The sequence below is a fragment of the Chromohalobacter moromii genome, from assembly GCF_023091865.1.
Lineage (GTDB): Bacteria > Pseudomonadota > Gammaproteobacteria > Pseudomonadales > Halomonadaceae > Chromohalobacter > Chromohalobacter moromii.
The window spans coordinates 345137-367595 of the sequence record NZ_JAHXDI010000003.1; the positions used below are offsets into that span (position 1 = coordinate 345137).

Consider the following 22459-nt stretch of genomic DNA (forward strand, 5'->3'; position numbering starts at 1 on the left):
GTCATTCCGTGAGCAGTCGCCCGTGTTCCACGTGAAACATCGCGACATCCGTTTCCGACTGCCATGCATTCTCGAGCGCACTGCGCTCGACTCCGGTAATAAAGACCTGGCAGTGCAAGCGCGCCAGCCAATGACAAAAGATCCGCCGATGCGAAACATCAAGCTCGGCAGCCAGGTCATCGATCAGGTAAACGCAGGTACGCCCCGTCAGTTCCTCCAGCAAGCGCCCTTGGGCCAATTTCAGCGCACTCACTACCAACTTTTGCTGCCCGCGCGATAGCTCTTCCACGGCAGCGCGCTTGCCGATACGCAAGCGCAAATCGGCACGTTGCGGCCCCTGCTGGGTAAAGCCCATTTGCCGGTCGGTGTCCCGGCCGTTTTCGAGCACGTCCAGCAACCCACGTTGTTTGTCCCATCCGCGATAATAACGAAGAGACAAACCGGAAAGCGGCAACAACTCATGCAATGTCGCTTCGAATGTCTTGGCGAATTGCGCCATGTAGTCGCTGCGCAAGAGGTCGAGTTGCTCACTCCAATGTGCCAACTCTTGCTCCCAGACACGCATCGATCTCAAGTCGATTCTATCATGTCTGAGCAGGGCATTCCGATGTTTCAGGGCGCGCCGTACCCGCCGCCATGCCTCGAAAAACTCATGTTTCACGTGAAACACACCCCAGTCCAGAAACTCACGCCGTGCCGCAGGTGCACCTTCCAATAAGCGGAAAGCATCGGGATTGATCAGTTGCAGGGGGAGCGTTTCCGCCAAGCGCGCCACGCGAATACCGCGCTCGCCATCGAGACGAATTTCCAACTCGGAAGCATCGCGTGCCCGGCGAACGCCCAAGGATACCGGCGGGTCACCCGCCAGGCGACCGTGTAAGGTGACGGCATCAGCGTCGTGGGTAATCGCGTGCTTGAGCTTCTGGGTGCGGAACGAGCGCGCCATCCCCAGCATATGCACGCCTTCCAGCAAGCTGGTCTTGCCACTGCCATTGGCACCGGTCACCAGATTGATCCCCGGCGCGGGGCGCATATCGAGTGCGGCCAGGTTACGCAAACCTAGGAAATTGAGACGTTCGAGGGGCATAAGGGGATCGGAGGCAGCATGCCAGCTCGGGCGCGGTTAGCCATGTCGGCGTGAACCGGCCACGCCCGAGACGTGCATGATTGAAAGAGCAGCGTAGGCGATCAGAGGCGCATCGGCATGACCACATACATGGCATCGCCACCACCCGGTTCTTCCAGCAGTGCGCTGCTATTGGGATCGGACAGCGTCATTTGTACGCGATCGGCATCGAGCACGCCGAGCACATCCACGAGATAGCCGACATTGAAACCCACTTCCAAGGTGTCGCCTTCATACTCGATGGCCACGTTTTCCTCGGCTTCTTCCTGTTCGGGGTTGTTGGCCGTGACGCGTAGGTTGTGCTCTTCGAGATTGAGCCGCACCCCACGATATTTCTCGTTGGAGAGGATCGCGGTACGCGACAATACCTGACGCAGCTCACCACGCTCGGCGATGACGACCTTATCGCCACCCCGCGGAACCACTCGCTCGTAATCGGGGAACTTGCCGTCGACCAGCTTGGAGGTAAAGGTGAAATCCCCGGTTTGTGCGCGCAGATGGGTGCCGCCGATGGTGAGTTCCACCGGCTCGTCGCTGCCATCCAGCAAGCGCGCCAATTCGAGAATACCCTTGCGCGGCACGATGAGCTTCTGCGACGGCTCGACGTCGACCTCGGCGCTACGGGCGCATACCGCCAGGCGGTGGCCGTCGGTGGCAACCGTGCGCACCAGATGGTGGCCGAACTCAAGCAGCATGCCATTCAGGTAGTAACGCACATCTTGCTGCGCCATGGCGAAAGAGGTCGCATCAATCAAATGCTTGAGCGTGCCGCGCGTCAAGGTCAAGGTCGTATCGCTTTGACTTCCCTCGATATTCGGGAATTCCGCCACCGGCAACGTCGACAAGGTGAAGCGTGAACGCCCTGCACGAAGCACTGCACGTCCCTCTTCGAGCGTAAAGGTGATATCGGTTCGCTCGGGCAACGACTTGCAGATATCCATTAGCTTGCGCGCCGGCACCGTCGCCGAGCCCGGCTCATCGACGTGATGCGGGGCCGTGCGGCCGATCAGCTCGACTTCGAGATCTGTACCGGTCAGTGCCAGTTGCGTGTCGCGTACCTCGAGCAGCACGTTGGACAGCACCGGCAGGGTCTGGCGACGCTCGACGACGCCGGCGACCAGCGACAGTGGACGCAAAAGGTCTTCGCGGGTGATGGTAAATCTCATGGGCTCCACTCTCGTCCTGGGGTCCAAGGGAATATTCTGGCCGCCATGCTCAACTGGTCAGCAGCCGCAACAGGTTCTTGTAGTCCTCGCGGATATCCGCGCTTTCTTCCTTAAGTGTCTGCACCTTTCGACAAGCATGCAGCACCGTGGTGTGATCGCGCCCCCCGAAGGCATCGCCGATTTCAGGCAAGCTGTGGTTGGTCAACTCCTTGGCCAATGCCATGGCGACCTGACGCGGACGCGCCACCGAACGCGAACGACGCTTGGAGAGAAGATCGGCCAGCTTGATCTTATAATACTCCGCCACCGTGCGCTGAATGTTGTCGACGCCGACCTGCTTGTCCTGCAGGGCCAGCAGGTCCTTGAGCGACTCGCGAATGAAATCCTGGGTGATCGGCTTGCCCATGAAGTGCGAGTCGGCGATGACCTTTTTCAATGCCCCTTCAAGCTCACGCACGTTGGAGCGAATCTTCTGTGCGATGAAGAACGCTGCATCGTGCGGTAGGTCGACCTTGGCCTGGTCGGCCTTCTTCATCAGGATCGCCACGCGGGTTTCCAGCTCAGGCGGCTCGATGGCCACCGTCAGACCCCAGCCGAAGCGCGACTTGAGGCGCTCCTCCACCCCGCTGATTTCCTTGGGGTAGCGATCCGAGGTAAGGATCATCTGCTGGCCGCCCTCGAGCAACGCATTAAACGTATGGAAGAATTCTTCCTGCGAGCGCTCCTTGCCGGCGAAAAACTGAATGTCATCGATCAGCAGTGCATCCACGCTGCGGTAGAAGCGCTTGAAATCGTTGATGGCATTGAGCTGCAGCGCCTTGACCATATCAGCCACGAAACGCTCTGAGTGCAGATAAACCACCTTGGCGTTTTCCCGCTGGCCAGCCAAATGATTGCCTACCGCATGCATCAGGTGCGTCTTACCCAAGCCGACACCACCGTACAGGAACAGCGGATTGTAGGCACCACCGGGGTTTTCGGACACCTGACGCGAAGCAGCACGCGCAAGCTGATTCGACTTACCCTCGACGAAGGTTTCGAAGGTGAAGTTGGGATTGAGCCCACTCTGGTGCTTGAGGCTTCCTTCGACCTGCACCTGGCGCTCGCCTCCCCCCCGGCGCGAGGAATCCTCGCGCTCGCGCATGCGATCGATTTCCTGTTCATCCGCATAATCGCCCTGGGCTCTCGGTGCATGCACGGCGGGCGGCGTCTCGGGAGGACGCGAGGTATTCATTGACGCCGCCGATACCGGCGCCCCGAGATCACGCGGCGACGACATGGCCACGTTGCGGCGACTACCGACCGTCAGCTGCACCTTGGGCGGCTTGCCGGATGCAAGCTCCCTCAGCAACTCATTGATACGCTTCAGGTATTTATCATTGACCCAGTCACGCACGAAGCGATTGGGCGCCAGCAGACACAGCTCGTTGGCGTCACCGTCCTCCGCCTGCAAGGGGCGAATCCAGGTGTTGAACTGCTGAGAGCTCAGCTCATCCTGAAGAAAGTTGAGGCATTGCTGCCAGAGAGCGACCGACACACGACCTCACCTAGCGTTGATGAATGGCCGGCTATTGTATCGTTCGACGCCCGGGTTATCCACATGGATGCCGAGTCTCTTTTCCTGTGGAAAACCCTATCCATAACTCAGCGCACATCATGTCCGTGAAACGTGGATCTATCGTAGGCTGTGTAGAAATCGCCACTTACCCACAATGCCGCCGACAGCTTACCCACCGATTACCCGCCTTTTTCCCACAGATTCAAGAACATCTCACGCCGTTGTTAGTGAAGGTAAAAATACAGTTATCCACAAATAATATCCCCACCATTAATAACAACATCAGTTAGTACAACTTCAATAATGATAATAGCTGTACCGTTTGACCCAAGGGCAGGCCGACGAGCAACGAACGTACACACAAGCATCCGCTCGGACCGACCCGGCTCGGCACATGCCGAGCCCCCACCGCTGTAACAAAACAGGTGTGGATAAAAGCGCCGGAAAAATTGCACCTGCCCCAGGGATTCACTAGAATTGCCGGTCTTGAGCCGAATACCGCCTGGTGCAAGCGTACCGGGCTCTTCAGTTTCAAATCGTTTCCAAACAACCACGTGAGAATTCGCAGCTATGAAGCGCACTTTTCAACCGAGCGTCCTAAAGCGCAAGCGCGTGCACGGCTTCCGTGCTCGCATGGCCACCCAGAACGGCCGCCAGGTGCTGGCGCGTCGTCGTGCCAAAGGTCGCAAGCGTCTGAGCGCCTGACTGGACAACGAATGTCCGATCAGGGCTTTCCCCGGCGGCGGCGACTGCTAACCGCCGGGGACTATCAGCACGTCTTCGCTCACGCGTCCTTCAAGGTGCACGGCAAGGGCCTTTTGATGCTTGCGCGTCCCAATGCTCTCGGTGAACCGCGAGTGGGGCTCGTTTTTAGCAAGAAGAACGTACGTCGTGCTGTCGACCGTAACCGTCTGAAACGCCTCGTCCGTGAATCTTTTCGTCTCCAGCAGCACCGCCTCCCCGCCGTAGATATCATCGTTCTCGCTCGGCGCGGGGCTCATGAGCTGGATAACGATACCTTGCATCGCCAATTGCATGGCATGTGGCGACGCCTGGAAAAAGACGTACGCAAGCAGTCGGTCTCGTCCACGCCATCCCCTTGATCGGCATTTCTCCGCCACGTTCCACCGTGGCCGCAGTGCCGGTCGGGACGTGACGTCAGAATGTATCACCGGGCAGAATCCTTATGGACGTAAAACGACTCCTACTCGTCATCCCGCTCGCGGTACTCGCCTATCTACTGGTCATTCAGTGGAACGCGGATTATGGGCAAAACAGCGTCGAACAACGCGCACCTGAAAGCGTTACCCAGGATACGTCCGATAGTAACGCCGACAGCGACAGCCTCTCGGTTCCCACGTCCAACAGCAGCGGTAGCAGTGCCTCATCGCAAGAGGCCGCCGACATGCCTGGCGCGGACGGGCAAACCGACGCTGACGGCTTGATCGAGGTACGCACCGACACACTGGATATTCGCATCGATCCTCGGGGCGGCGATGTCGTCTATGCCGCGCTACCCAAGCACCATGAGTCCTTGAATAGCGAGCAACCCTTCGTTCTCCTCAGCGACAACAACGTGCGCAGCTACGTTGCCAAGTCGGGGCTGCAATTGGAGGGCCATGATGGGCGCATCGATTTCTCTTCCGAGCAAATGCAATATTCGCTTGGTGACGATCAAGACAGTCTAAGCGTCGACCTCACGGCCGAGGTCAATGGCGTGGACGTCATCAAGCGTTATACCTTCGATCGCGACAGTTACGCCGTCAATGTCGAGTACCACCTCGATAACCAGAGCGAAACGCCGATCTCCGCGCGTTTCGTCGGCCAGCTTGCTCGCGACAATAGCGCCGATCCCAGCCAGGGCGGCGGCCCTATGAGCATGAAATCGTTCCTCGGCGCGACCTTCTCCACGCAAGAAAGCAACTACGAGAAGATCGACTTCGACGACATTCGTGAAGGCAACTTCAAGAATGTCCACTCCGAGGGCGGTTGGGTCGCCATGATCCAGCACTACTTCACCTCGGCGTGGGTTCCGGTGCAGAGCCAAGAGAATCTTTATTACGCCAATATAGATTCCCGTGATCGCAATGTCGCCGCGTTTGCCGGTCCCTCCCAGCAGATTCAGCCCGGCAGCGAAACCACTCTGGCCGCGACGCTCTACATGGGTCCCAAGATTCAGGACCGCCTGGAAGCCATCGCGCCGCATCTGGAGCTGACCGTCGACTTCGGGTGGTTATGGTTCATCGCCAATCCGCTGTTCTGGCTGCTGGCGAAGATTCATGGCCTGATCGGTAACTGGGGCTGGTCGATCGTGCTGCTCACGGTCGTCGTGAAGATCGTACTCTTCCCGCTCTCCGCCAAGGCCTACAAGTCGATGGCGAAGATGCGCAAGATGGGCCCAGAGATGAAGCGCATCAAGGAACAGTACGGCGACGACCGGCAGAAGATGTCGCAGGAGATGATGAAGTTCTACCAGAAGGAGAAGATCAATCCTCTGGGGGGCTGCTTGCCCATCGTCGTTCAGATGCCGGTCTTCATCGCCTTGTACTGGATGTTGCTGGAATCGGTGGAGCTGCGTCATGCGCCCTTCATGCTGTGGATAAATGATCTGTCGGCCCAGGATCCCTACTTCATCCTGCCGATCATCATGGGCGCCTCGATGTTCGTTCAGCAGTTGCTGAATCCGACACCGCCGGATCCCATGCAGGCCAAGATCATGAAGATGCTGCCTGTGGTCTTCACGTTCTTCTTCCTGTGGTTCCCGGCCGGCCTGGTGATCTACTGGATCTGCAACAACGTCATTTCGATCCTTCAGCAGTGGATCATCACGCGCAAGATCGAAAGTGACGGCGAAACGGGAAAAGCCAGTAAAGCCAAGAGCTGACGGCCCTTTCCGTTTACCATCCGATCAGACCCCCGCCTTGGCGGGGGTCTGGCGTTTTGGGCCTACCACCGGGACAATACCGGCAACGAGTCGGAGATCAACATGACCGCCACGCCGCTCTATCGCCAAGACACCATCGCCGCCATCGCCACGCCCCCCGGACGTGGCGGGGTCGGCATCGTACGCATCTCGGGTCCCGCCAGCCGCACGTTGGCCGAGGGTTTCCTCGGCCATTGCCCAGCGCCGCGCCACGCGCAGTACGGTCCATTTCGCAACGCCGATGATGGTGTCATCGACGAAGGCATCGCCATTTTCTTCCCCGGCCCCCACTCCTTTACCGGTGAGGACGTTCTGGAACTGCAAGGGCATGGCGGGCCGGTGATCATGGACCTGCTCCTCGAGCGCTGTGTCACGCTAGGCGCCCGCCTGGCGCGCCCCGGTGAGTTTTCCGAACGCGCCTTCCTCAACGACAAGCTCGATCTGGCCCAGGCCGAGGCCATCGCCGACCTGATCGATGCCAGCTCCCGTGCCGCCGCCGAAAACGCGCTGCGCTCGCTGCAGGGCGAATTCTCGACGCGCGTCGCAGCGCTCGTCGATAAGTTGATCGAGTTGCGCATGTTCGTCGAAGCTGCCATCGACTTTCCCGAGGAGGAGATCGACTTCCTTGCCGACGGCAAGGTAGCGGCGATGCTTGGCGACGTGCACACCATGCTCGGCGAGGTACGTGCCGCTGCCGGTCAGGGGGCACTGATGCGCGAAGGCATGAACGTAGTCATCGCCGGACGCCCCAATGCCGGCAAATCGAGCCTGCTCAACGCGCTGACGGAACGTGACAGCGCCATCGTTACCGACATCGAAGGCACCACCCGCGACGTACTGCGCGAATACATTCATCTGGATGGCATGCCACTGCACGTCATCGACACCGCTGGGTTGCGCGACACGCCGGATGCCATCGAGAAAATCGGGGTCGCCCGGGCTTGGGAAGAAATCGAGAAGGCCGACCGCGTGCTGCTATTGGTCGATGCAGCGACCACGACCCAGACCGATCCCATGGAACTCTGGCCGGAATTCGTCGCACGCCTCCCCCACCCCGAGCGCCTGACGCTGGTGCGCAACAAGATCGACGAAAGCGGCGAGGATGCTGTGAGCGACTTATCCACAACCCCACCATTGGTGCGCATGTCCGCCATCACCGGAGTGGGTGTGGATAACCTGAAGGATCATCTCAAGACGGTGATGGGCTTCGATGCCACCACCGAAGGACGCTTCTCGGCGCGCCGGCGTCACCTCGACGCCCTCGACCGCGCCGGTCAGGCACTCGACAACGGCATCGCCCAGCTACAGGGGCATGGTGCCGGTGAACTCCTCGCCGAGGATCTTCGTGAAGCGCAGCATGCGCTCGCCGAAATCACCGGCGAATTCACCGCCGACGACCTGCTCGGTGAGATCTTCGGCAGCTTCTGCATCGGTAAGTGAGCGCGCTAAAACGGTGAGCGCGATAAACGGTAAGACGCTTTATCGCGTACTTCGACGGCTCTATAAACCACCGGTCAACACGTCCCCTCCATGAATTTCCTTGCCCCTCGCCCGGGGCAGGCGTAACCTACCAATAACAACGAATCTCATTCTCTTTCGAGATCGCGTCCTTTTATACCGCTTCACCAGGACTACGACATGCTTGTCCCCTTTCTCATCATGCTACGCGAGGGGCTCGAGGCCGCCCTGATCGTCGGCATCATCGCCAGTTATCTGCGCCAAACCGGGCGTGGCGCCTGGATGCCCGCCGTATGGATCGGCGTCTTCCTTGCCGTCGCCTTGTCCTTGAGTATCGGCGCAGGCCTACAATTTGCCAGCGCCGAGTTCCCCCAACGTCAGCAGGAGCTATTCGAGGCACTCGTCGGATTGATCGCCGTGGGTGTGTTGACCTGGATGGTGTTCTGGATGCGACGTGCCGCTCGTAATGTGCGTCGTTCGCTGACCGGCGCCCTCGACGATACCTTCGAAAGCGGTCATCGCCAGACCCTGGCGCTGATCGGCATGGTGTTTCTGGCGGTGGCCCGCGAGGGGCTGGAATCGGTTTTTTTCCTGCTCGCGGTATTCCAGCAGAGCGCCGACAATGCCGCACCATTGGGCGCTTTGCTGGGTATCCTCGCCGCACTCTTGGTGGGCCTGGCCCTCTATCGCGGCAGCCTGCGCCTCAACCTTGCGCCTTTCTTCCGGTTGACCGGACTCTTCATCCTGCTGGTGGCTGCAGGTCTGCTGGCCGGATCGGTGCGTGCCCTGCATGAAGCCGGCGTCTGGAACCATGCTCAGCAGGTCCTTTTCAATCTCGGCGACCAGTTGCCGCTGGACTCACCGCTCGGCGCCGTATTTGCCGGTGTGCTTGGCTACCAGCCCGCCCCGACCGTGAGCGAGGCGGTGGTGTATGTCGGCTATCTGCTGGCGACGCTACTGCTGTTCTTTCGCCCCGCGCGCACCGCACGGTCGGCCGTCCCACACACCCACGCTCGCTGATCGGAGAGAGTTCAATGTCCGCCTCTTCCCCTCCCTCCGCACGGCTGCTCAAGCTCGGCGTATTGGCATCGGCCGTGCTGATGCTCGCCGCCTTGGGCCTGTTCGCACTATCGCTGAACGGTCGCGATCATGGTGACGGCGACGTCCGGCTCGTGGTCACCGCTCAGGGCTGCGAACCCCGTGAACTCAGCGTGCCCGCCGGTGAGACGCGCTTCAGCATCGTCAACGACTCCCAGCGAGCCATCGAATGGGAGATTCTCGATGGCGTGATGGTGCTCGAAGAGCGCGAGAACATCGCCCCCGGTCTACACCAACCGCTGACCGCGACTCTGGCGGCGGGCGACTACGCCATGACCTGCGGCCTTTTGAGCAACCCCCATGGGACATTGCATGTCACGGCCAACGACGATGCATCAGCGATCGCCTTGTCGCGCCAGGACTTCATCGCCCCACTGGCCGAATACAAGGTCTACCTGACCCTGCAGACGCGTCGCCTGATCGACGCTGCCGAGGCCTTGCACCAGGCCATTGCCGCCGGCGAGCTGGACACGGCACGCACCGCCTACCGTGAGGCACGGCTCATCGATCAACGTTTGGCGATGGCCACAGGGCTCTACAGCGATCTCGACGAACGCCTCAATGCGCGCGCCGATTACTTCGCCGAGCGCGAACAGGATCCCGAATTCGTCGGCTTTCATCGCCTGGCCCAAGGCTTGTTCGAGACTGGGAGCACCGACGGCCTGACGCCGATCGCCACGCAATTGCTCGAGGATACTCGGACACTCGGCGAACGCCTCAGACACCAGGCGATTCCGCCGGCTCAACTGGCCAACGGCAGCGCCCGGGTACTCAAGGCCTGGCACGCCCACGCCATCGACAGCAAGACACTGAACGCACATGAACTGCTCGACTTACAAGGCCTGACCGCAGGCGCCGAGAAGATCGTCACGCTACTCGCGCCGCTACTCGAACGTCAGGCACCAGACGCCCTGGAAGGCCTGCAAGCGCAGCTCGCCAGACTCCAGCAGGACTTGCCGGAGAAGAGCAACACAGCGCCGGGAGCGAAACGCAGCAGCGCTGTCGACCGCGACGCCTTGCTGACCGACACCCACGCCCTGGCCGACACCCTGGACAAGCTCGACCGCACGTTGGCCCTGAATGGCTGATCATCGTCCCTCTTGCATCATCACGGCTTATCGACATGAGTGATCGACCCGACAATACCTCACGCTGCCCCTTTACATTGGATCGACGTCGCTTTCTACAGGGGCTGGGGGCGGCCGGTGCCGCCGCCGGGCTGGGCGGTTCGGCCTGGGCCGGATCGCGCGACGATGCCGCCGGTGCCCACGCCGTTACCGGCGCACCGGTCAGTACCACCACCCAGCAGTCTCATCCCTTTCACGGCCGTCACCAGCAGGGCATTCTCACCCCGCGTCCGGCCACCGGCATGGTCGTTGTCTGCGACGTGCTGGCCCGTGACCGCGCCGGACTGGAGCGGCTTTTGCGCATCCTCACCGAGCGTATCGCCTTTCTTACCCAAGGCGGCACCTATCCTAAACGCGACCCAAGTTATCCACCGGCGGATTCCGGCATCCTCGGGCCGACCATCGCCCCGGACGCGCTGACCGTCACCGTCTCGTTGGGTGCCTCGGTGTTCGACGAGCGTTTCGGCCTGGCGAACGCCAAGCCCAAGCATCTGCAACGCATGACGGGATTCCCCAACGACGCTCTGGAGCCGGCACGTTGCCACGGCGACCTGTCTTTGCAGATCTGCGCTAATACGCACGATACGACCATTCACGCCCTGCGCGACATCATCAAGTACACGCCCGGCCTTCTCATGGTGCGCTGGAAACAAGAAGGCACGGTGCCGGTGATGCCACCCAGTCCTGATCTCCCCGCGCCCAGCGCGCGCAATTACCTGGGCTTTCGCGACGGCACCGCCAACCCGAACACCGACGACGACGCTCTGATGAACGCCTTGGTGTGGACCGGCGCCGATCCCGACGAACCCGACTGGACCCACGGCGGTAGCTATCAGGTAGTACGCATCATTCGCAACTTCGTCGAACGCTGGGATCGCGCGCAGTTGGCCGAACAAGAAGCGATCTTCGGGCGGCGCAAGGAAAGCGGCGCGCCACTGTCTGGCGGCAGCGAATACGACAAGCCTGACTACGCCAACGACGTGGATGGCCAGATCACCCCGCTGGACGCGCATATTCGGCTGGCCAACCCGCGTACCCCAGGCTTCGAGAAGCACCGTATCCTGCGTCGACCGTTCAACTATTCCAACGGCGTCGAGGCCAATGGCCAGCTCGACATGGGGCTGCTATTCATCGTCTACCAAGCCGATCTCGAGGCCGGTTTCATCACCGTTCAGAACCGCCTCAACGGCGAGCCGCTGGAGGAATACATCAAACCGGTAGGCGGCGGATACTTCTTCACGCTACCGGGCGCCATCGATGAACACGACGTTCTCGGTCGTTCCCTGCTGGAAGCGACCGCGCCCCATGCTTGATCACAACGACAGGCGCTCCCCAGGTGCCGATAGCCATGACCGAACTGGCCCACGAACAACTCGATCCCCACTCAAGGAGTCATCGCATGTCACCGCGTGCACTGTTTTTTGCCGCTAGCGTCTTCGGCCTCATGGCCCTGCAGACACCGGCCCAGGCGGACATCGATCCCCAGGAACTGGTCGAACCGATAGCCGAGTACAAGCTCTACGTACTCGATAATCTCGACCAATTCGTCAGCCATACCGAGAAATTTACCCAGGCCATCGAGGCCGGCGATCTGGAACGCGCCCAAGCGCTATACGCCCCGACACGGGTCTACTACGAACGCATCGAGCCGATCGCCGAGCTGTTCGCCGATCTCGATGCCAGCATCGACGCCCGCGAGGACGACTACGAACACGGGGTCGAGGACCCCGACTTCACTGGTTTCCATCGGCTCGAATACGGCCTCTTCAAGGAACAGACCACCCAAGGGTTCACGCCCTACGCCAAACAGTTGATGACGGACGTCAACGACCTCGAGGCACGCGTCCAGGATCTGACCTTTCCACCCGCGCAGGTCGTCGGCGGCGCCGCCGCACTGATGGAAGAAGTCGCCGCGACCAAGGTCAGCGGTGAGGAAGACCGCTATAGCCACACCGACCTGTGGGACTTCCAAGGTAATGTCGACGGCTCGCAGAAGATCTTCGAGCTGTTCAAACCGCTCGTCGCCGAACAAGACCCAGCCTTCGTCGAGCGTGTCGAAGAAAACTTCACCGCCGTCGAGGCCACGCTCGCACACTACCGGCGCGAGGCCGACAACCCCAAGGCCGGCTTCGTCAGCTACGAAAAGGTCAGCGAGACGGACCGGCGCGCCTTCGTCGGGCCGGTAACCGTACTTGCCGAGGACCTCGCGACCCTGCGCGGCAAGTTAGGTCTCTAAAGCCCTGGCGATCACGCAACGGCGTCAGCAAACTAGCTGACGCCGTTGTCGTGTTGTCGTCTCACTCCGGCACCCACCACTGCGACGCATGCGACGCTTCGTCCCCCAGGCAGCGTACGACGCGCGCCAGGCTGTCATCGAGCTGCGTATCCACCCCCCAGGGCGGGTTGAAGATCAGCATGCCGCTACCGTACATGCCATGCACGGCATCACCGGGCGGATGCAACAGCAACTCGCTGCGCCAGACCTTGCGTAACCCACTGCGCCGGACGGCATCGAGCAGGTCATGATGGCGCCCGCTGGGCAATAACGGATACCAGATCAAGACGATGGCGTGACGCACCTTGGCGGACACGGCCTGCAACGTCGTCGCGACGTCGACATATTCCTGCTTGATCTCGTAACTGGGATCGATGAGCACACAAAGGCGGGGCGTCGCAGGCGGCAACGAGGCACGCAGGCCAGCCAGTCCGTCTGCGTGGAAGCGTCGTGCCTGATCGGGCAGTGCTTGGGCGTCGAGATGGCTCGCCTCGCTCGGATGAAGCTCGTACAGATCGAGGCGATCCTGCACCCGACATGCCTGGGACAACCACCAGGGCGAGCCCGGATAGTGACTGAGTCGAGGCGCAGCCTGTACCGCACCAAGTTGCTCGCACCATGGGCCCAGCAGCGGATCGTCGGCAAGGCGCTCACGCGACGCCCAGAGACTCGCTACACCGTGGCGATACTCCTTTAGACGCTGCGTTTCCTCGGCATCGAGGGGATACAGTCCGCGGCCGGCATGCGTATCCACATACGTAACGGGAGAAGGTTTACGTAATAGATGGCGCAGAACGGCAAACATAGCGAGATGTTTGTGAACGTCGGCGAAATTGCCGGCGTGGTAGGCGTGCTGATAGGCGAGCATGAAAGGTACCGAAACGACGTGAAGCGCGGAGGAAGCCCACGTCAGGGGCGCGGATGAACCTGGCAGGCCAGGCCGGCGTGAACCGACCTGGCATGCTGCCTTGGTCGCTTAGCTCTGCTGAGTGACAGGCGTCAACGTGATTTCGACACGCCGATTCTGGGCACGGCCGCTTTCAGTATCATTGCTGGCGACCGGCTGGCTTTCGCCGTAGCCGACCGTAGCGATACGGTTGCCAGAGATACCTCCCTGGCCGAGATAGTCGGCCACGGACTGCGCGCGACGCTCCGACAGGCGCTGGTTGTAGTCGGCGCTACCGGTGCTGTCGGTATAGCCTGCCACGTTGATCCGTGTCTTGGGATACTCGCGCATGACGGCGGTGGCATCGTTGAGTGCCTGACGAGCGGGCGTCCGCAGCTCGCTGGAGTCGACCGCGAAGGTCACGCTGCTGGGCATGTTGAGGACGATGTTGTCGCCCTGACGATCGACCCCGATACCGGTCCCGTCGAGATCCTTGCGCAGCTTTTCTTCTTGCGCATCCATGTAGGCACCCACACCGCCGCCGATGGCTGCCCCGGCAGTCGCCCCGATCAACGCACGGTCACGGGTGCTGCTGCTGCCGTCCCCGGTCAGTGCTCCGGCAATTGCGCCCACCGCGGCACCGATGCCCGCACCACCGAGTGTCTTGCCGTGGTCGCTCTGTTGGCCGCCGGTTTGCGCATCGTTGCTTGCACACCCCGTGACACCAATCGCCAGAGCCAGTGGAATCGCCATCCATATCGAGCGTTGCATGCGTCCTTTCTCCTTTGCTGTGATGCGTTTCGTAAAACGTTCTAGCATTCCTGCTATCGAAACGTTGGCCCCTGCTCATCGCAAAGCGCGAGCAGGTCGTTCAAGAATAACAGTCCATGAGGCGATGCCTGTAGACGCTGCGCCGGGTCGCGCAGCAATCCCTTGGCCTGGGCCTCTTCCAGTCGGGCGTCGAGCAGTGTATCAGGCTGGCCGCTCCGCTCGCGCCAATAATGTCGCGGCACGCCCTCGGTGAGACGCAGGGCATTCATCAAAAACTCCAGCGGCAAATCCGGCGTTTCGAGAGCGCGACGCCCGGCGACGAAACCGCGTGGATCCTGTGCGCGCCGCAGATAGGCTTCCGGCTGACGCACCTTCCAGCGTCGTTCGATGGCCAGGCTGCCATCGGGCTGCCACGCACTCAACTTGCCGTGCGCCCCGGCCCCGATGCCGAGATAGTCGCCGAACGTCCAGTAGTTGAGGTTGTGGCGCGCCTGGCGATCGGGACGCGTGTAGGCGGAAATCTCGTAGCGTTGATAACCGGCAGCCTCGAGCCGCGCATGCCCAGCCTCCTGGATATCGCACAGAACGTCCTCATCGGGTAAGCACGGGGGCTGAGAGTAGAACTCGGTATTGGGCTCGAGCGTGAGCTGATACCAGGAGATATGTTCGGGCGCCAATGCCAGCGCCCGATCGATATCTGCCAGGGCATCTTCCACGCCCTGCTCGGGAAGCCCGTGCATCAGATCGAGGTTGATGTTCTCGAACCCCGCCGCGCGCGCGTTGCGCAATGCCTGGGCGGCTTCATCGCCGCCATGAATGCGCCCCAGCCGCTCGAGCTGGCGAGACTGGAAACTCTGCACCCCCAGCGACAGGCGGTTGATGCCGGCCTCGCGATAGGCCGCGAAGCGGTCGTGTTCCACGGCCCCGGGATTGGCTTCGAGAGTGATCTCGATATCCGAGGCGAACGGTAAACGTGCCTCTATCGCCTGCAACAGACGCCGATACGCCGCGCCGCTCAGCAGGCTGGGCGTGCCACCGCCGATGAAGATGCTCACCAGCTCGCGGCCGCTGGCCAACGCCAACTCCGCGTCCAGATCGTCGAGCAGGGCATCGACATAAGCGCGTTCGGGCAGCGTGCGATCATGGCCCACGCCATGCGAGTTGAAATCGCAATATGGGCATTTGCGCACGCACCAGGGCACATGCACATAGAGCGACAAGGGAGGCAGAGTCGTCATGAGTCGGCGGACAATTGGGCAAGCAGCGCGGTCATGGCACGCCCCCGATGGCTGAGTCGGTTCTTGTCCTCGGCGGGTAGCTCCGCGGCACTCATGCCGCGTTCTGGCACCCAGAAGAGCGAATCGTAGCCGAAACCTCCTTCGCCCCGCGGATGCGCCAGGATTTCCCCTTCCCAGGCACATTGCACGATATGCGGCACGGGATCCTCGGCGTGACGCAAGTACACCAGTACGCACCAGAACCGCGCGGTGCGTTGTCCTTCCGGCACCGCATCGAGCGTTTCCAGGAGCTTGCGGTTATTGGCGGCATCATCCTTGGGTTCGCCTGCAAAACGCGCCGAGTAAATCCCCGGCGCGCCATACAAGGCGTCGACATCCAGTCCCGAGTCGTCGGCGAGCGCGGGACATCCGCTAACTCGCGCCGCTTCGCGGGCCTTGAGCAGGGCGTTCTCGACGAAGGTCAGGCCGGTTTCCTCGACCTCGGTCACGGCGAAGTCGTGCTGCGGGCGCACCTCAAGGCCCAAGGGGCTCAGCAAGTGCTGGAATTCACGCAACTTGCCGGCATTGCCGCTGGCCAGCACCAGGGTCTTTCGATCCGCCATCATGCTTCCTCCTTATCGTTCGGTCACTCATTCTACGGACCGCTCTACGGTCGGGAAACCACTCTGACCGTTAATTAATATATCTTTTAAAACAATATGTTAATGACGTAAATGAAATTTCTCATACTTTTGAGTCACTATTTGCCTAATATAAATGAGCGGCATGACTGAAATTTCTCTGCCCCCACCCACGCCGTGCTCATCGGAATACTTGCGAGCCCCATCCAACCACTTGATGCGACTATAAAATTAATAAAAGTTATAAAATATAAAGATTATATTCTTTTAAGTTTTAAGATACCGGGATTACTGTCTATTTACAAAAGGCGTGTCTCGGATAAGGCTTGAAGGCAATTCGGCATGAAACCGGCCATGAGAAAGTCGGGAGATGCCACTGATAATGGCTCACACAACACCGGGATGAAACGCATGAGCATGGACAATACAAGGGTTCTGATGGTCACTGACTGCAATCCGCAGTCGCAGCTGTTCATCGATTACATTCGCCAGCAGCTCGATTGCCAGGTCTCGGCGCTGAGCACCCAAGAAAGCTTCGAGCCGCCCACGGATTGCAAGGTCGTGGTATTGCTGGATGCCGACCATGTCGACGAAAACTGCATGCATCTATGGAACAGCCGCGCCAGTGAAAGCCCGGAGATGATCCTCGCGGCCTTCAACCTGCGTGACGATGAGCATGCGGCGGAACTTCTGATCAGCCTGCATCTGCAGGGCGTCTTTTATCGCCAGGACAATCTGCTGCTGATCTGCAAGGGGATCGCCAAGCTTCTCGAAGGCGATCTGTGGATGTCACGCAACCTCATGACACGTCTGATCGATTTCTATCGCCGCCAACAGCTCAACGCGTATCGTCCGGTATGTGGCTTGACCCACCGCGAGCTGGAAATCATCGGCCTGCTGGGCACCGGCGCGTCCAACACCGAAATCGCCGATCAGCTCTTCGTCAGCGAGCATACCGTCAAGTCGCATCTTTACAACATCTTCCGCAAGATCAAGGTTCACAACCGTATTCAGGCCATGAACTGGGCACGCCAGAACCTCGGTGCCCCCCCTATGGTCTCGCTGCGCAGCCCCCGCAAGGCGCGCACGTCATGACCCGACGGTATCGACAAAAAAAGCGCCGCTCCCAAAAGAGCGGCGCAATGTCACGAGATTCACATCGCCCACACGACATGCGGCAACGTGACGACCCTAACCACTCCTTTAGCATAAAGGGGGGACATGACAGGCCCATGACGCCGCCGCTACATGGCGACGACGGCGTCTCAATTGAGCTGGATACGCTCTTGAATCATCGACACTAGGGTGCGATTGGCATCCGGTGCCGTGGTATCGAGATGGACCAGATGACTCAGCTCATCATCGGCGAAGGGTTCGAAACGTGCCAGCTGGTTTTCGAGTACCTCGAGCCCCGCTTCGGAGGGATCCCCACCGCGCTGGGCACGCCTTTCGATGCGCGCGCGCAGGGTCGCTTCATCCGCTTCGAAACTCACCAGCAACACCGGCAACCCGCGACGTTCGGCTTCGAAGCACAGTTGCGTGCGCTGAGCGCGTGTCAAGCAGGTGGCATCGACACACGCCGGCAGCCCTGATTCCAGCAAGATCCCCGCCAGCTCCGCGAGGCGAGCATAGGTACGTACAGTGGCCTGAGAGGTATAGATATCGGCACCATCGGCGGTGCTGGCCTGGGCCTCAAAGCCGTACAGGCGCTTGCGTTCGATGTCGGAGCGCACTCGCACACCGCCCAGCCTTTGCACCATCTCACCGGTGAAACGGCTCTTGCCACTACCCGAGACCCCCACGCCAACGATCAGATACGGGAAACGAAACTCGCTGTAACGCTCGGCCAAAGCAATGTAATGCTGGTACTCAGCGTACACTTCCTGGCGTTCGTCAGGCGTCAATTGCGGTTGATGGTAATGCAGCATCGCCACCTTGGCCCGCACCAGCGCCCGATAAAGCTTGTAATAGGCAAGCAGGCGCACCAGCTCGTAATCGCCGGAGAGTTCCAGGTAGCGATTGAGCACATGATTGGCGAAGGCCTGTTCACCGCGCGCCTCGAGATCCATCAACAAGAACGCCAGCTCGCAGCCGACATCGTTCCAGCGCAGTTCGGCGTTGAACTCCAGGCCGTCGAAGAGCAGCGCGCGGCCTTCGAAATGCACCGCGTTGCCAAGGTGAATGTCACCGTGGATCTCGCGCACGTAGCCTTCGCGCCAGCGCCGCTCGAACTCATGCTCGAGTCGCGCGAAGCTGTCCAGGCTCCACGTCTCGAGTCGCGAGAGGCGTTCGCGTGCCTGGGTGTCGTCGAGCCGCGCCTCGATCAGGCGAAACTCGCGGTCCAAGGTGCGGCGCACGGTATCCGGCGACCCCAACGGACTATCGCCGCTGATACGCGGCGCGTCTTCGTGAAATGCCACCAACTGATCGACGAGGTCGTCGAGCAGCTCCACCGAAAGCTCACCGCTAACTTGCAGGGTGCTGAACAGGTGGCGGTTGCTGAACTGGCGCATCTTGACGGCATATTCGAACGGCGTGCCACTGCCATCCAGTCGCGGCGCCTCGGGCGTACCGCTGATGGGCACCGTCTCCAGATACAGCGCCGGGGCTAGCCGCCGATTGAGACGCACTTCCTGCTCGCAGAGCCGACGCCGCTTTTCGAGAGTCGAAAAGTCCAGAAAGCTACCGAAATCCAGCGGCTTCTTGATCTTGTAGGCATAGTCGCCAGTGAGGATGACCCAGGAAATATGGGTCTCGAACACCTCGATCTCCCCGACCGAGTGTCCAAATTCCTTGCCTTGGCGCAATGCCTCGATCAATACCTGGCTCACTGAGCGTTCTCCCGCATCCTGTCGTTGCATTGCATCGTTCACCCGCTATATCAGGCCTGTCCCAGTGTCGCCAGTACCCGTTCGGCGGCATCCAGGGTCGTCTGGATATCGGCTGCCGTGTGTGCGCTCGACATGAAACCTGCCTCGAACGGCGAAGGTGCCAGATACACGCCTTCTTCAAGCATACCCAGGAAGAAGCGCCGGAAGGTATCCGCATCGCAGGCAGTGGCCTGAGCGAAATTATCGACACGCCGCTGGGCCGTGAAGAAAACGCCGAACATGCCGCCCGCACGCTGGGTGATCAAATCCACGCCAGCCGCGTCCGCTCGGGCTTCCAGACCATCGCACAGTGTCGTCACGCGTTCGCCGAGCGTATCGTGGAAGCCCGGTTCACGAATCTTTTCGAGCAGTGCGATCCCCGCGGCCATGGCCAGTGGATTGCCAGCCAGCGTACCCGCCTGGTAGATCGGTCCTAAAGGCGATACTTGCTCCATCAGCTCGCGCGTCCCGCCGAAAGCGCCGACCGGCATGCCACCACCGACGATCTTGCCCAGGCACGTAAGATCCGGAGTCACACCGAAATGCGCCTGAGCCCCACCCAGCGCCACGCGAAAACCGGTCATCACCTCATCGAAGATCAGCACGCTGCCATGCTCATCGCAGATCTCGCGCAGGCCCTTGAGGAAATCAGGCTGCGGCGGGATGCAATTCATGTTGCCCGCTACCGGCTCGACGATGATGCCGGCGATCTCGTCACCCAGCTCGGCGAAACACGCGCGTACCGCCTCGAGATCGTTATAGGGCAACGTCACGGTATGCTCGGCGAGGGACGCCGGCACGCCGGGCGAGCTGGGCTCGCCATGGGTCAGCGCGCCGGAACCGGCCTTGACCAGCAACGAGTCGGAATGACCGTGATAATTACCCTCGAACTTGACGATCTTGTCGCGCCCGGTATGACCGCGCGCCAGGCGAATCGCCGACATGGTGGCCTCGGTGCCCGAGTTGACCATGCGCACCATGTCGATGGACGGCATGATGTCGCAGATCAGCTCGGCCATGCGCGTTTCGATGGCGGTCGGCGTGCCGAAGGACAACCCATCGTCGAGTCGCGCGCGTACCGCGCCCAGCACATCGGGATCCGCGTGGCCAGTGATCAACGGTCCCCAGGAACCGACATAATCGATGTAGCGCTGGCCTTCGACATCGTAGAGATAAGCGCCCTGGGCACGTTCCACGAATACCGGGGCACGTTCCATGCCCTTGAAGGCGCGCACGGGTGAGTTCACACCGCCGGGGATGTGACGGCAAGCCTGCTCGAAGAGTTGTGCGGACGTGGTCATGACTTCCTCTGGCTGTGTTTGGCTAAAATAACGTGTCGCTGAAAGAAAGTGTGGATAAATCTCTGGACAGGTCGAACAACTCTCCGCTCGAACCTGTGGATAATTCAGTGGCGCGCCACCTCGGTGAGACTTGCCTGCAGTCCCTTGATGGCAATGGAAGGGTCGTCAGCGCCGAAGACCGCATGCACCGTGGCCAGCAACTCCGCGCCAGCCTCCCTGGCTAGACGCATAGTGTGGACGTCGAGTCCGCCGATCGCCACACGCGGCAGGCCGAAACGCGCTGCATCGCCGAGCAGCGTCAAGGGCGCCGGTGGCGCCTCGGGCTTGGTGCGCGAAGCGAAGAAACGCCCGAAAGCCAGGTAACTGGCCCCTTCGGCCGCCGCGCGCTCAGCCAGATCCAAGCGCGCATGGCAGGTCGCGCCGATGATCGCTGCGGGCCCCAGGGCCTCGCGCGCGGCATCCAACGCGCCATCCTGCTGCCCCAGATGCACCCCGATAAGGGGGCCGAAACGCGCGCTCAGTCGCACCGCCAGGGCGATATCGTCATTGACGATCAGCGGAACCCCGGCATCGTGACAATATCCCGCCAAGGTCGCGGCCTGGCGCCAGCGTTTATCGGCATCCGCCGACTTGTCCCGGTACTGCAGCAACGCTGGACGCGCGCTCAAGGCGCGCTCGCAAGCCGCGAACAAACGCTCATCATCCGGCAGCAGCGTCGCATCGGTAATGGCGTAAATGCCTTGCGTCCAATCCGCCGTCATGTCGTCTCGCTCTCGAAGGGCGGCAATCGCCACAAGCGATCGGGTAACGCCTGTCCGTGCCCGAGACGTTGCGCATGCACCAAGCTATCCCACGCCACTCGCTGGGCTTGGCTACATGCTTCGATCAAGGATTCACCACACGCCAGGCGCGCGGCTAGCGAAGCCGCCAGGGTACATCCCGATCCATGGTAGTCGCCCGCTAAGCGTGGCCAACGCCATTGGCGACTATTGTCGGGGGTATGCAGGGTGTGGACAACCTCATCGCGCACGGATATCTCATCTTCCCAAGCATCGGCACCGGTGACCAGAATCGCCTGCGCGCCCAGCGACATCAGTTCGACCACCCGGTCAACCTCGCTGCCGGAAGCCGTACTCAGACGCGCCAGTTCCTGGCGATTGGGCGTCAAGATATCCACTAGCGGAAGCAGACGTTCGCAGAACATCGCCATGTTGTCGTCCGGCGTCAGTGCACCGCCGCCACCGGCACGCATCACCGGGTCGACGACCAACGGTAAATGGGGATGCGCGCTCACCACGGCGATGACCGCTTCGAGGGACGCACGATCGGCGATCAGCCCCACCTTGATGGCGCTGATCTCGATATCCGCAAACAAAGCCTCGCAAGCGCTTTCGATGCTTTCGCGCGAACACGGCATGACGCGCTGTACGTCACGCGTGGTTTGCACCGTCAGCGCTGTGGGTACGGTCAATGGCCAGCCACCACAGGCGCGGATGGCTTCGGCATCGGCGGTCAACCCCGCACCGCCAGTGGGATCGTGACCAGCAAGCACTAGCACCGCCGGCAATCTTGGCGTCGCCATCAAAACGGCTGGAAGACGACGAGCAGGATGATGGCGAGCAGCAGCAGGATGGGTATGCCATTGAAGATACGCAGGAATTTCAAACTCTTCTGGCAACGCTCCGCCGCGAACTGCTTGAGGTAGGCCAGACAAACATGATGGTAGCCGATCAATAACGCGACCAGCAGCAGTTTGACATGAAACGAGCCATTACTCAGGACGCTCGGCACCAGATAGATCAGCAGCCCCCCAAAAACGATCACCGCGATCATCGCCGGCAACATGATCCCCTTGTAGAGACGCCTTTCCATGAGCTGAAAGTAGCCCATCGCCTGTTCATCGCCATGATCGCGCGCCTGAGCATGATAGACGAACAAGCGGGGGAGGAAGAAAAGCGCCGCGAACCAGGTCATGACGGCAACCAGATGCAGCGATAAGATCCAATGATACATGGCGATTCCTTAATGCTAGTCCTACGTTC

Annotated in this window: 21 protein-coding genes; 9 read left to right on the plus strand and 12 right to left on the minus strand. The window is 60.8% G+C overall.

What is annotated here, in order from left to right; translation table 11 throughout:
* Position 1 precedes the first annotated feature (1 nt).
* From recF to dnaA, 3 genes are all read right to left on the minus strand, one after another.
* Entirely contained in the window at positions 2-1087 is a 1086-nt protein-coding gene (gene recF, locus KZO83_RS11665) for a DNA replication/repair protein RecF (RefSeq protein ID WP_178998860.1), read from the minus strand.
* A 101-nt stretch (positions 1088-1188) separates the two neighbouring features.
* Positions 1189-2292, minus strand: a complete 1104-nt coding sequence (gene dnaN / locus KZO83_RS11670) for a DNA polymerase III subunit beta (protein ID WP_247620941.1) — start codon at positions 2290-2292, stop codon at positions 1189-1191.
* Between the two features lie 49 nt (positions 2293-2341).
* The gene (dnaA, locus tag KZO83_RS11675; RefSeq protein ID WP_247620942.1) at positions 2342-3829 is read right to left on the minus strand and encodes a chromosomal replication initiator protein DnaA; all 1488 of its coding nucleotides are present in this window, start codon (positions 3827-3829) and stop codon (positions 2342-2344) included.
* 591 nt (positions 3830-4420) lie between these two features.
* Here dnaA and rpmH point away from each other — a divergent pair.
* The 8 genes from rpmH (at position 4421) to efeO (KZO83_RS11715) (ending at position 12692) form a co-directional block, all read left to right on the plus strand.
* Positions 4421-4555, plus strand: a complete 135-nt coding sequence (rpmH, locus tag KZO83_RS11680) for a 50S ribosomal protein L34 (protein WP_040240205.1) — start codon at positions 4421-4423, stop codon at positions 4553-4555.
* Positions 4556-4566: 11 nt separating this feature from the next.
* Entirely contained in the window at positions 4567-4953 is a 387-nt protein-coding gene (rnpA, locus tag KZO83_RS11685; protein ID WP_178998863.1) for a ribonuclease P protein component, read from the plus strand.
* 83 nt (positions 4954-5036) lie between these two features.
* Entirely contained in the window at positions 5037-6734 is a 1698-nt protein-coding gene (gene yidC / locus KZO83_RS11690; RefSeq protein ID WP_247620943.1) for a membrane protein insertase YidC, read from the plus strand.
* A gap of 102 nt (positions 6735-6836) precedes the next feature.
* Positions 6837-8213 carry a tRNA uridine-5-carboxymethylaminomethyl(34) synthesis GTPase MnmE gene (gene mnmE, locus KZO83_RS11695; RefSeq protein ID WP_247620944.1) on the plus strand — a complete coding sequence of 459 codons (1377 nt, stop codon included), beginning with the start codon at positions 6837-6839 and terminating at the stop codon, positions 8211-8213.
* Between the two features lie 198 nt (positions 8214-8411).
* Entirely contained in the window at positions 8412-9251 is an 840-nt protein-coding gene (efeU, locus tag KZO83_RS11700; RefSeq protein ID WP_247620945.1) for an iron uptake transporter permease EfeU, read from the plus strand.
* 14 nt (positions 9252-9265) lie between these two features.
* Positions 9266-10417 (plus strand): iron uptake system protein EfeO, encoded by a 1152-nt coding sequence (gene efeO, locus KZO83_RS11705; protein ID WP_247620946.1) that lies wholly within the window; start codon positions 9266-9268, stop codon positions 10415-10417.
* Positions 10418-10452: 35 nt separating this feature from the next.
* The gene (gene efeB, locus KZO83_RS11710; protein WP_247620947.1) at positions 10453-11769 is read left to right on the plus strand and encodes an iron uptake transporter deferrochelatase/peroxidase subunit; all 1317 of its coding nucleotides are present in this window, start codon (positions 10453-10455) and stop codon (positions 11767-11769) included.
* A gap of 86 nt (positions 11770-11855) precedes the next feature.
* Positions 11856-12692, plus strand: a complete 837-nt coding sequence (efeO, locus tag KZO83_RS11715; protein ID WP_272493600.1) for an iron uptake system protein EfeO — start codon at positions 11856-11858, stop codon at positions 12690-12692.
* 61 nt (positions 12693-12753) lie between these two features.
* Here the strand turns inward: efeO (KZO83_RS11715) and KZO83_RS11720 are convergent, their stop codons facing one another.
* The 4 genes from KZO83_RS11720 to rdgB all read right to left on the minus strand — a co-directional run bounded on the left by KZO83_RS11720 (position 12754) and on the right by rdgB (position 16228).
* Positions 12754-13599: a 23S rRNA (adenine(2030)-N(6))-methyltransferase RlmJ gene (locus KZO83_RS11720; RefSeq protein ID WP_247620948.1), complete on the minus strand. Its 846-nt coding sequence runs from the start codon at positions 13597-13599 to the stop codon at positions 12754-12756.
* Positions 13600-13707: 108 nt separating this feature from the next.
* Complete coding sequence (locus tag KZO83_RS11725; protein WP_178998871.1) at positions 13708-14388, minus strand: YiaD family glycine zipper/OmpA-like lipoprotein; 681 nt, start codon at positions 14386-14388, stop codon at positions 13708-13710.
* A gap of 53 nt (positions 14389-14441) precedes the next feature.
* Complete coding sequence (gene hemW, locus KZO83_RS11730; protein WP_247620949.1) at positions 14442-15626, minus strand: radical SAM family heme chaperone HemW; 1185 nt, start codon at positions 15624-15626, stop codon at positions 14442-14444.
* The gene (gene rdgB / locus KZO83_RS11735) at positions 15623-16228 is read right to left on the minus strand and encodes an RdgB/HAM1 family non-canonical purine NTP pyrophosphatase (protein ID WP_040240444.1); all 606 of its coding nucleotides are present in this window, start codon (positions 16226-16228) and stop codon (positions 15623-15625) included. Before rdgB ends, hemW begins: the two co-directional genes overlap by 4 nt.
* Before the next feature lie 429 nt (positions 16229-16657).
* On the opposite strand from rdgB, the gene KZO83_RS11740 reads away from it, so the two are divergent.
* Positions 16658-17341, plus strand: coding sequence for a LuxR C-terminal-related transcriptional regulator (locus tag KZO83_RS11740; RefSeq protein ID WP_040240230.1), 684 nt, complete (start codon positions 16658-16660; stop codon positions 17339-17341).
* Positions 17342-17511: 170 nt separating this feature from the next.
* On the opposite strand, the gene KZO83_RS11745 is transcribed toward KZO83_RS11740, so the two are convergent.
* The 5 genes from KZO83_RS11745 to hemJ form a co-directional block, all read right to left on the minus strand.
* Positions 17512-19077, minus strand: coding sequence for a bifunctional aminoglycoside phosphotransferase/ATP-binding protein (locus KZO83_RS11745; RefSeq protein WP_247620950.1), 1566 nt, complete (start codon positions 19075-19077; stop codon positions 17512-17514).
* Positions 19078-19127: 50 nt separating this feature from the next.
* On the minus strand, positions 19128-20417 hold the full coding sequence (gene hemL, locus KZO83_RS11750; RefSeq protein ID WP_247620951.1) for a glutamate-1-semialdehyde 2,1-aminomutase: 1290 nt from the start codon (positions 20415-20417) through the stop codon (positions 19128-19130).
* A 104-nt stretch (positions 20418-20521) separates the two neighbouring features.
* Positions 20522-21178 carry a thiamine phosphate synthase gene (thiE, locus tag KZO83_RS11755; RefSeq protein WP_247620952.1) on the minus strand — a complete coding sequence of 219 codons (657 nt, stop codon included), beginning with the start codon at positions 21176-21178 and terminating at the stop codon, positions 20522-20524.
* Complete coding sequence (thiD, locus tag KZO83_RS11760; protein WP_247620953.1) at positions 21175-21999, minus strand: bifunctional hydroxymethylpyrimidine kinase/phosphomethylpyrimidine kinase; 825 nt, start codon at positions 21997-21999, stop codon at positions 21175-21177. Before thiD ends, thiE begins: the two co-directional genes overlap by 4 nt.
* Positions 21999-22430, minus strand: coding sequence for a protoporphyrinogen oxidase HemJ (gene hemJ / locus KZO83_RS11765; protein ID WP_247620954.1), 432 nt, complete (start codon positions 22428-22430; stop codon positions 21999-22001). Before hemJ ends, thiD begins: the two co-directional genes overlap by 1 nt.
* Between the last annotated feature and the right edge of the window lie 29 nt (positions 22431-22459).

Bases quoted from the DNA above. Each gene is read 5' to 3' on its own strand.
- recF (WP_178998860.1), bottom strand. From the start codon at position 1,087: ATGCCCCTCGAACGTCTCAATTTCCTAGGTTTGCGTAACCTGGCCGCA.
- dnaN (WP_247620941.1), bottom strand. From the start codon at position 2,292: ATGAGATTTACCATCACCCGCGAAGACCTTTTGCGTCCACTGTCGCTG.
- rpmH (WP_040240205.1), top strand. From the start codon at position 4,421: ATGAAGCGCACTTTTCAACCGAGCGTCCTAAAGCGCAAGCGCGTGCAC.
- rnpA (WP_178998863.1), top strand. From the start codon at position 4,567: ATGTCCGATCAGGGCTTTCCCCGGCGGCGGCGACTGCTAACCGCCGGG.
- yidC (WP_247620943.1), top strand. From the start codon at position 5,037: ATGGACGTAAAACGACTCCTACTCGTCATCCCGCTCGCGGTACTCGCC.
- mnmE (WP_247620944.1), top strand. From the start codon at position 6,837: ATGACCGCCACGCCGCTCTATCGCCAAGACACCATCGCCGCCATCGCC.
- efeU (WP_247620945.1), top strand. From the start codon at position 8,412: ATGCTTGTCCCCTTTCTCATCATGCTACGCGAGGGGCTCGAGGCCGCC.
- efeO (WP_247620946.1), top strand. From the start codon at position 9,266: ATGTCCGCCTCTTCCCCTCCCTCCGCACGGCTGCTCAAGCTCGGCGTA.
- efeB (WP_247620947.1), top strand. From the start codon at position 10,453: ATGAGTGATCGACCCGACAATACCTCACGCTGCCCCTTTACATTGGAT.
- efeO (WP_272493600.1), top strand. From the start codon at position 11,856: ATGTCACCGCGTGCACTGTTTTTTGCCGCTAGCGTCTTCGGCCTCATG.
- KZO83_RS11720 (WP_247620948.1), bottom strand. From the start codon at position 13,599: ATGCTCGCCTATCAGCACGCCTACCACGCCGGCAATTTCGCCGACGTT.
- KZO83_RS11725 (WP_178998871.1), bottom strand. From the start codon at position 14,388: ATGCAACGCTCGATATGGATGGCGATTCCACTGGCTCTGGCGATTGGT.
- hemW (WP_247620949.1), bottom strand. From the start codon at position 15,626: ATGACGACTCTGCCTCCCTTGTCGCTCTATGTGCATGTGCCCTGGTGC.
- rdgB (WP_040240444.1), bottom strand. From the start codon at position 16,228: ATGGCGGATCGAAAGACCCTGGTGCTGGCCAGCGGCAATGCCGGCAAG.
- KZO83_RS11740 (WP_040240230.1), top strand. From the start codon at position 16,658: ATGAGCATGGACAATACAAGGGTTCTGATGGTCACTGACTGCAATCCG.
- hemL (WP_247620951.1), bottom strand. From the start codon at position 20,417: ATGACCACGTCCGCACAACTCTTCGAGCAGGCTTGCCGTCACATCCCC.
- thiE (WP_247620952.1), bottom strand. From the start codon at position 21,178: ATGACGGCGGATTGGACGCAAGGCATTTACGCCATTACCGATGCGACG.
- thiD (WP_247620953.1), bottom strand. From the start codon at position 21,999: ATGGCGACGCCAAGATTGCCGGCGGTGCTAGTGCTTGCTGGTCACGAT.
- hemJ (WP_247620954.1), bottom strand. From the start codon at position 22,430: ATGTATCATTGGATCTTATCGCTGCATCTGGTTGCCGTCATGACCTGG.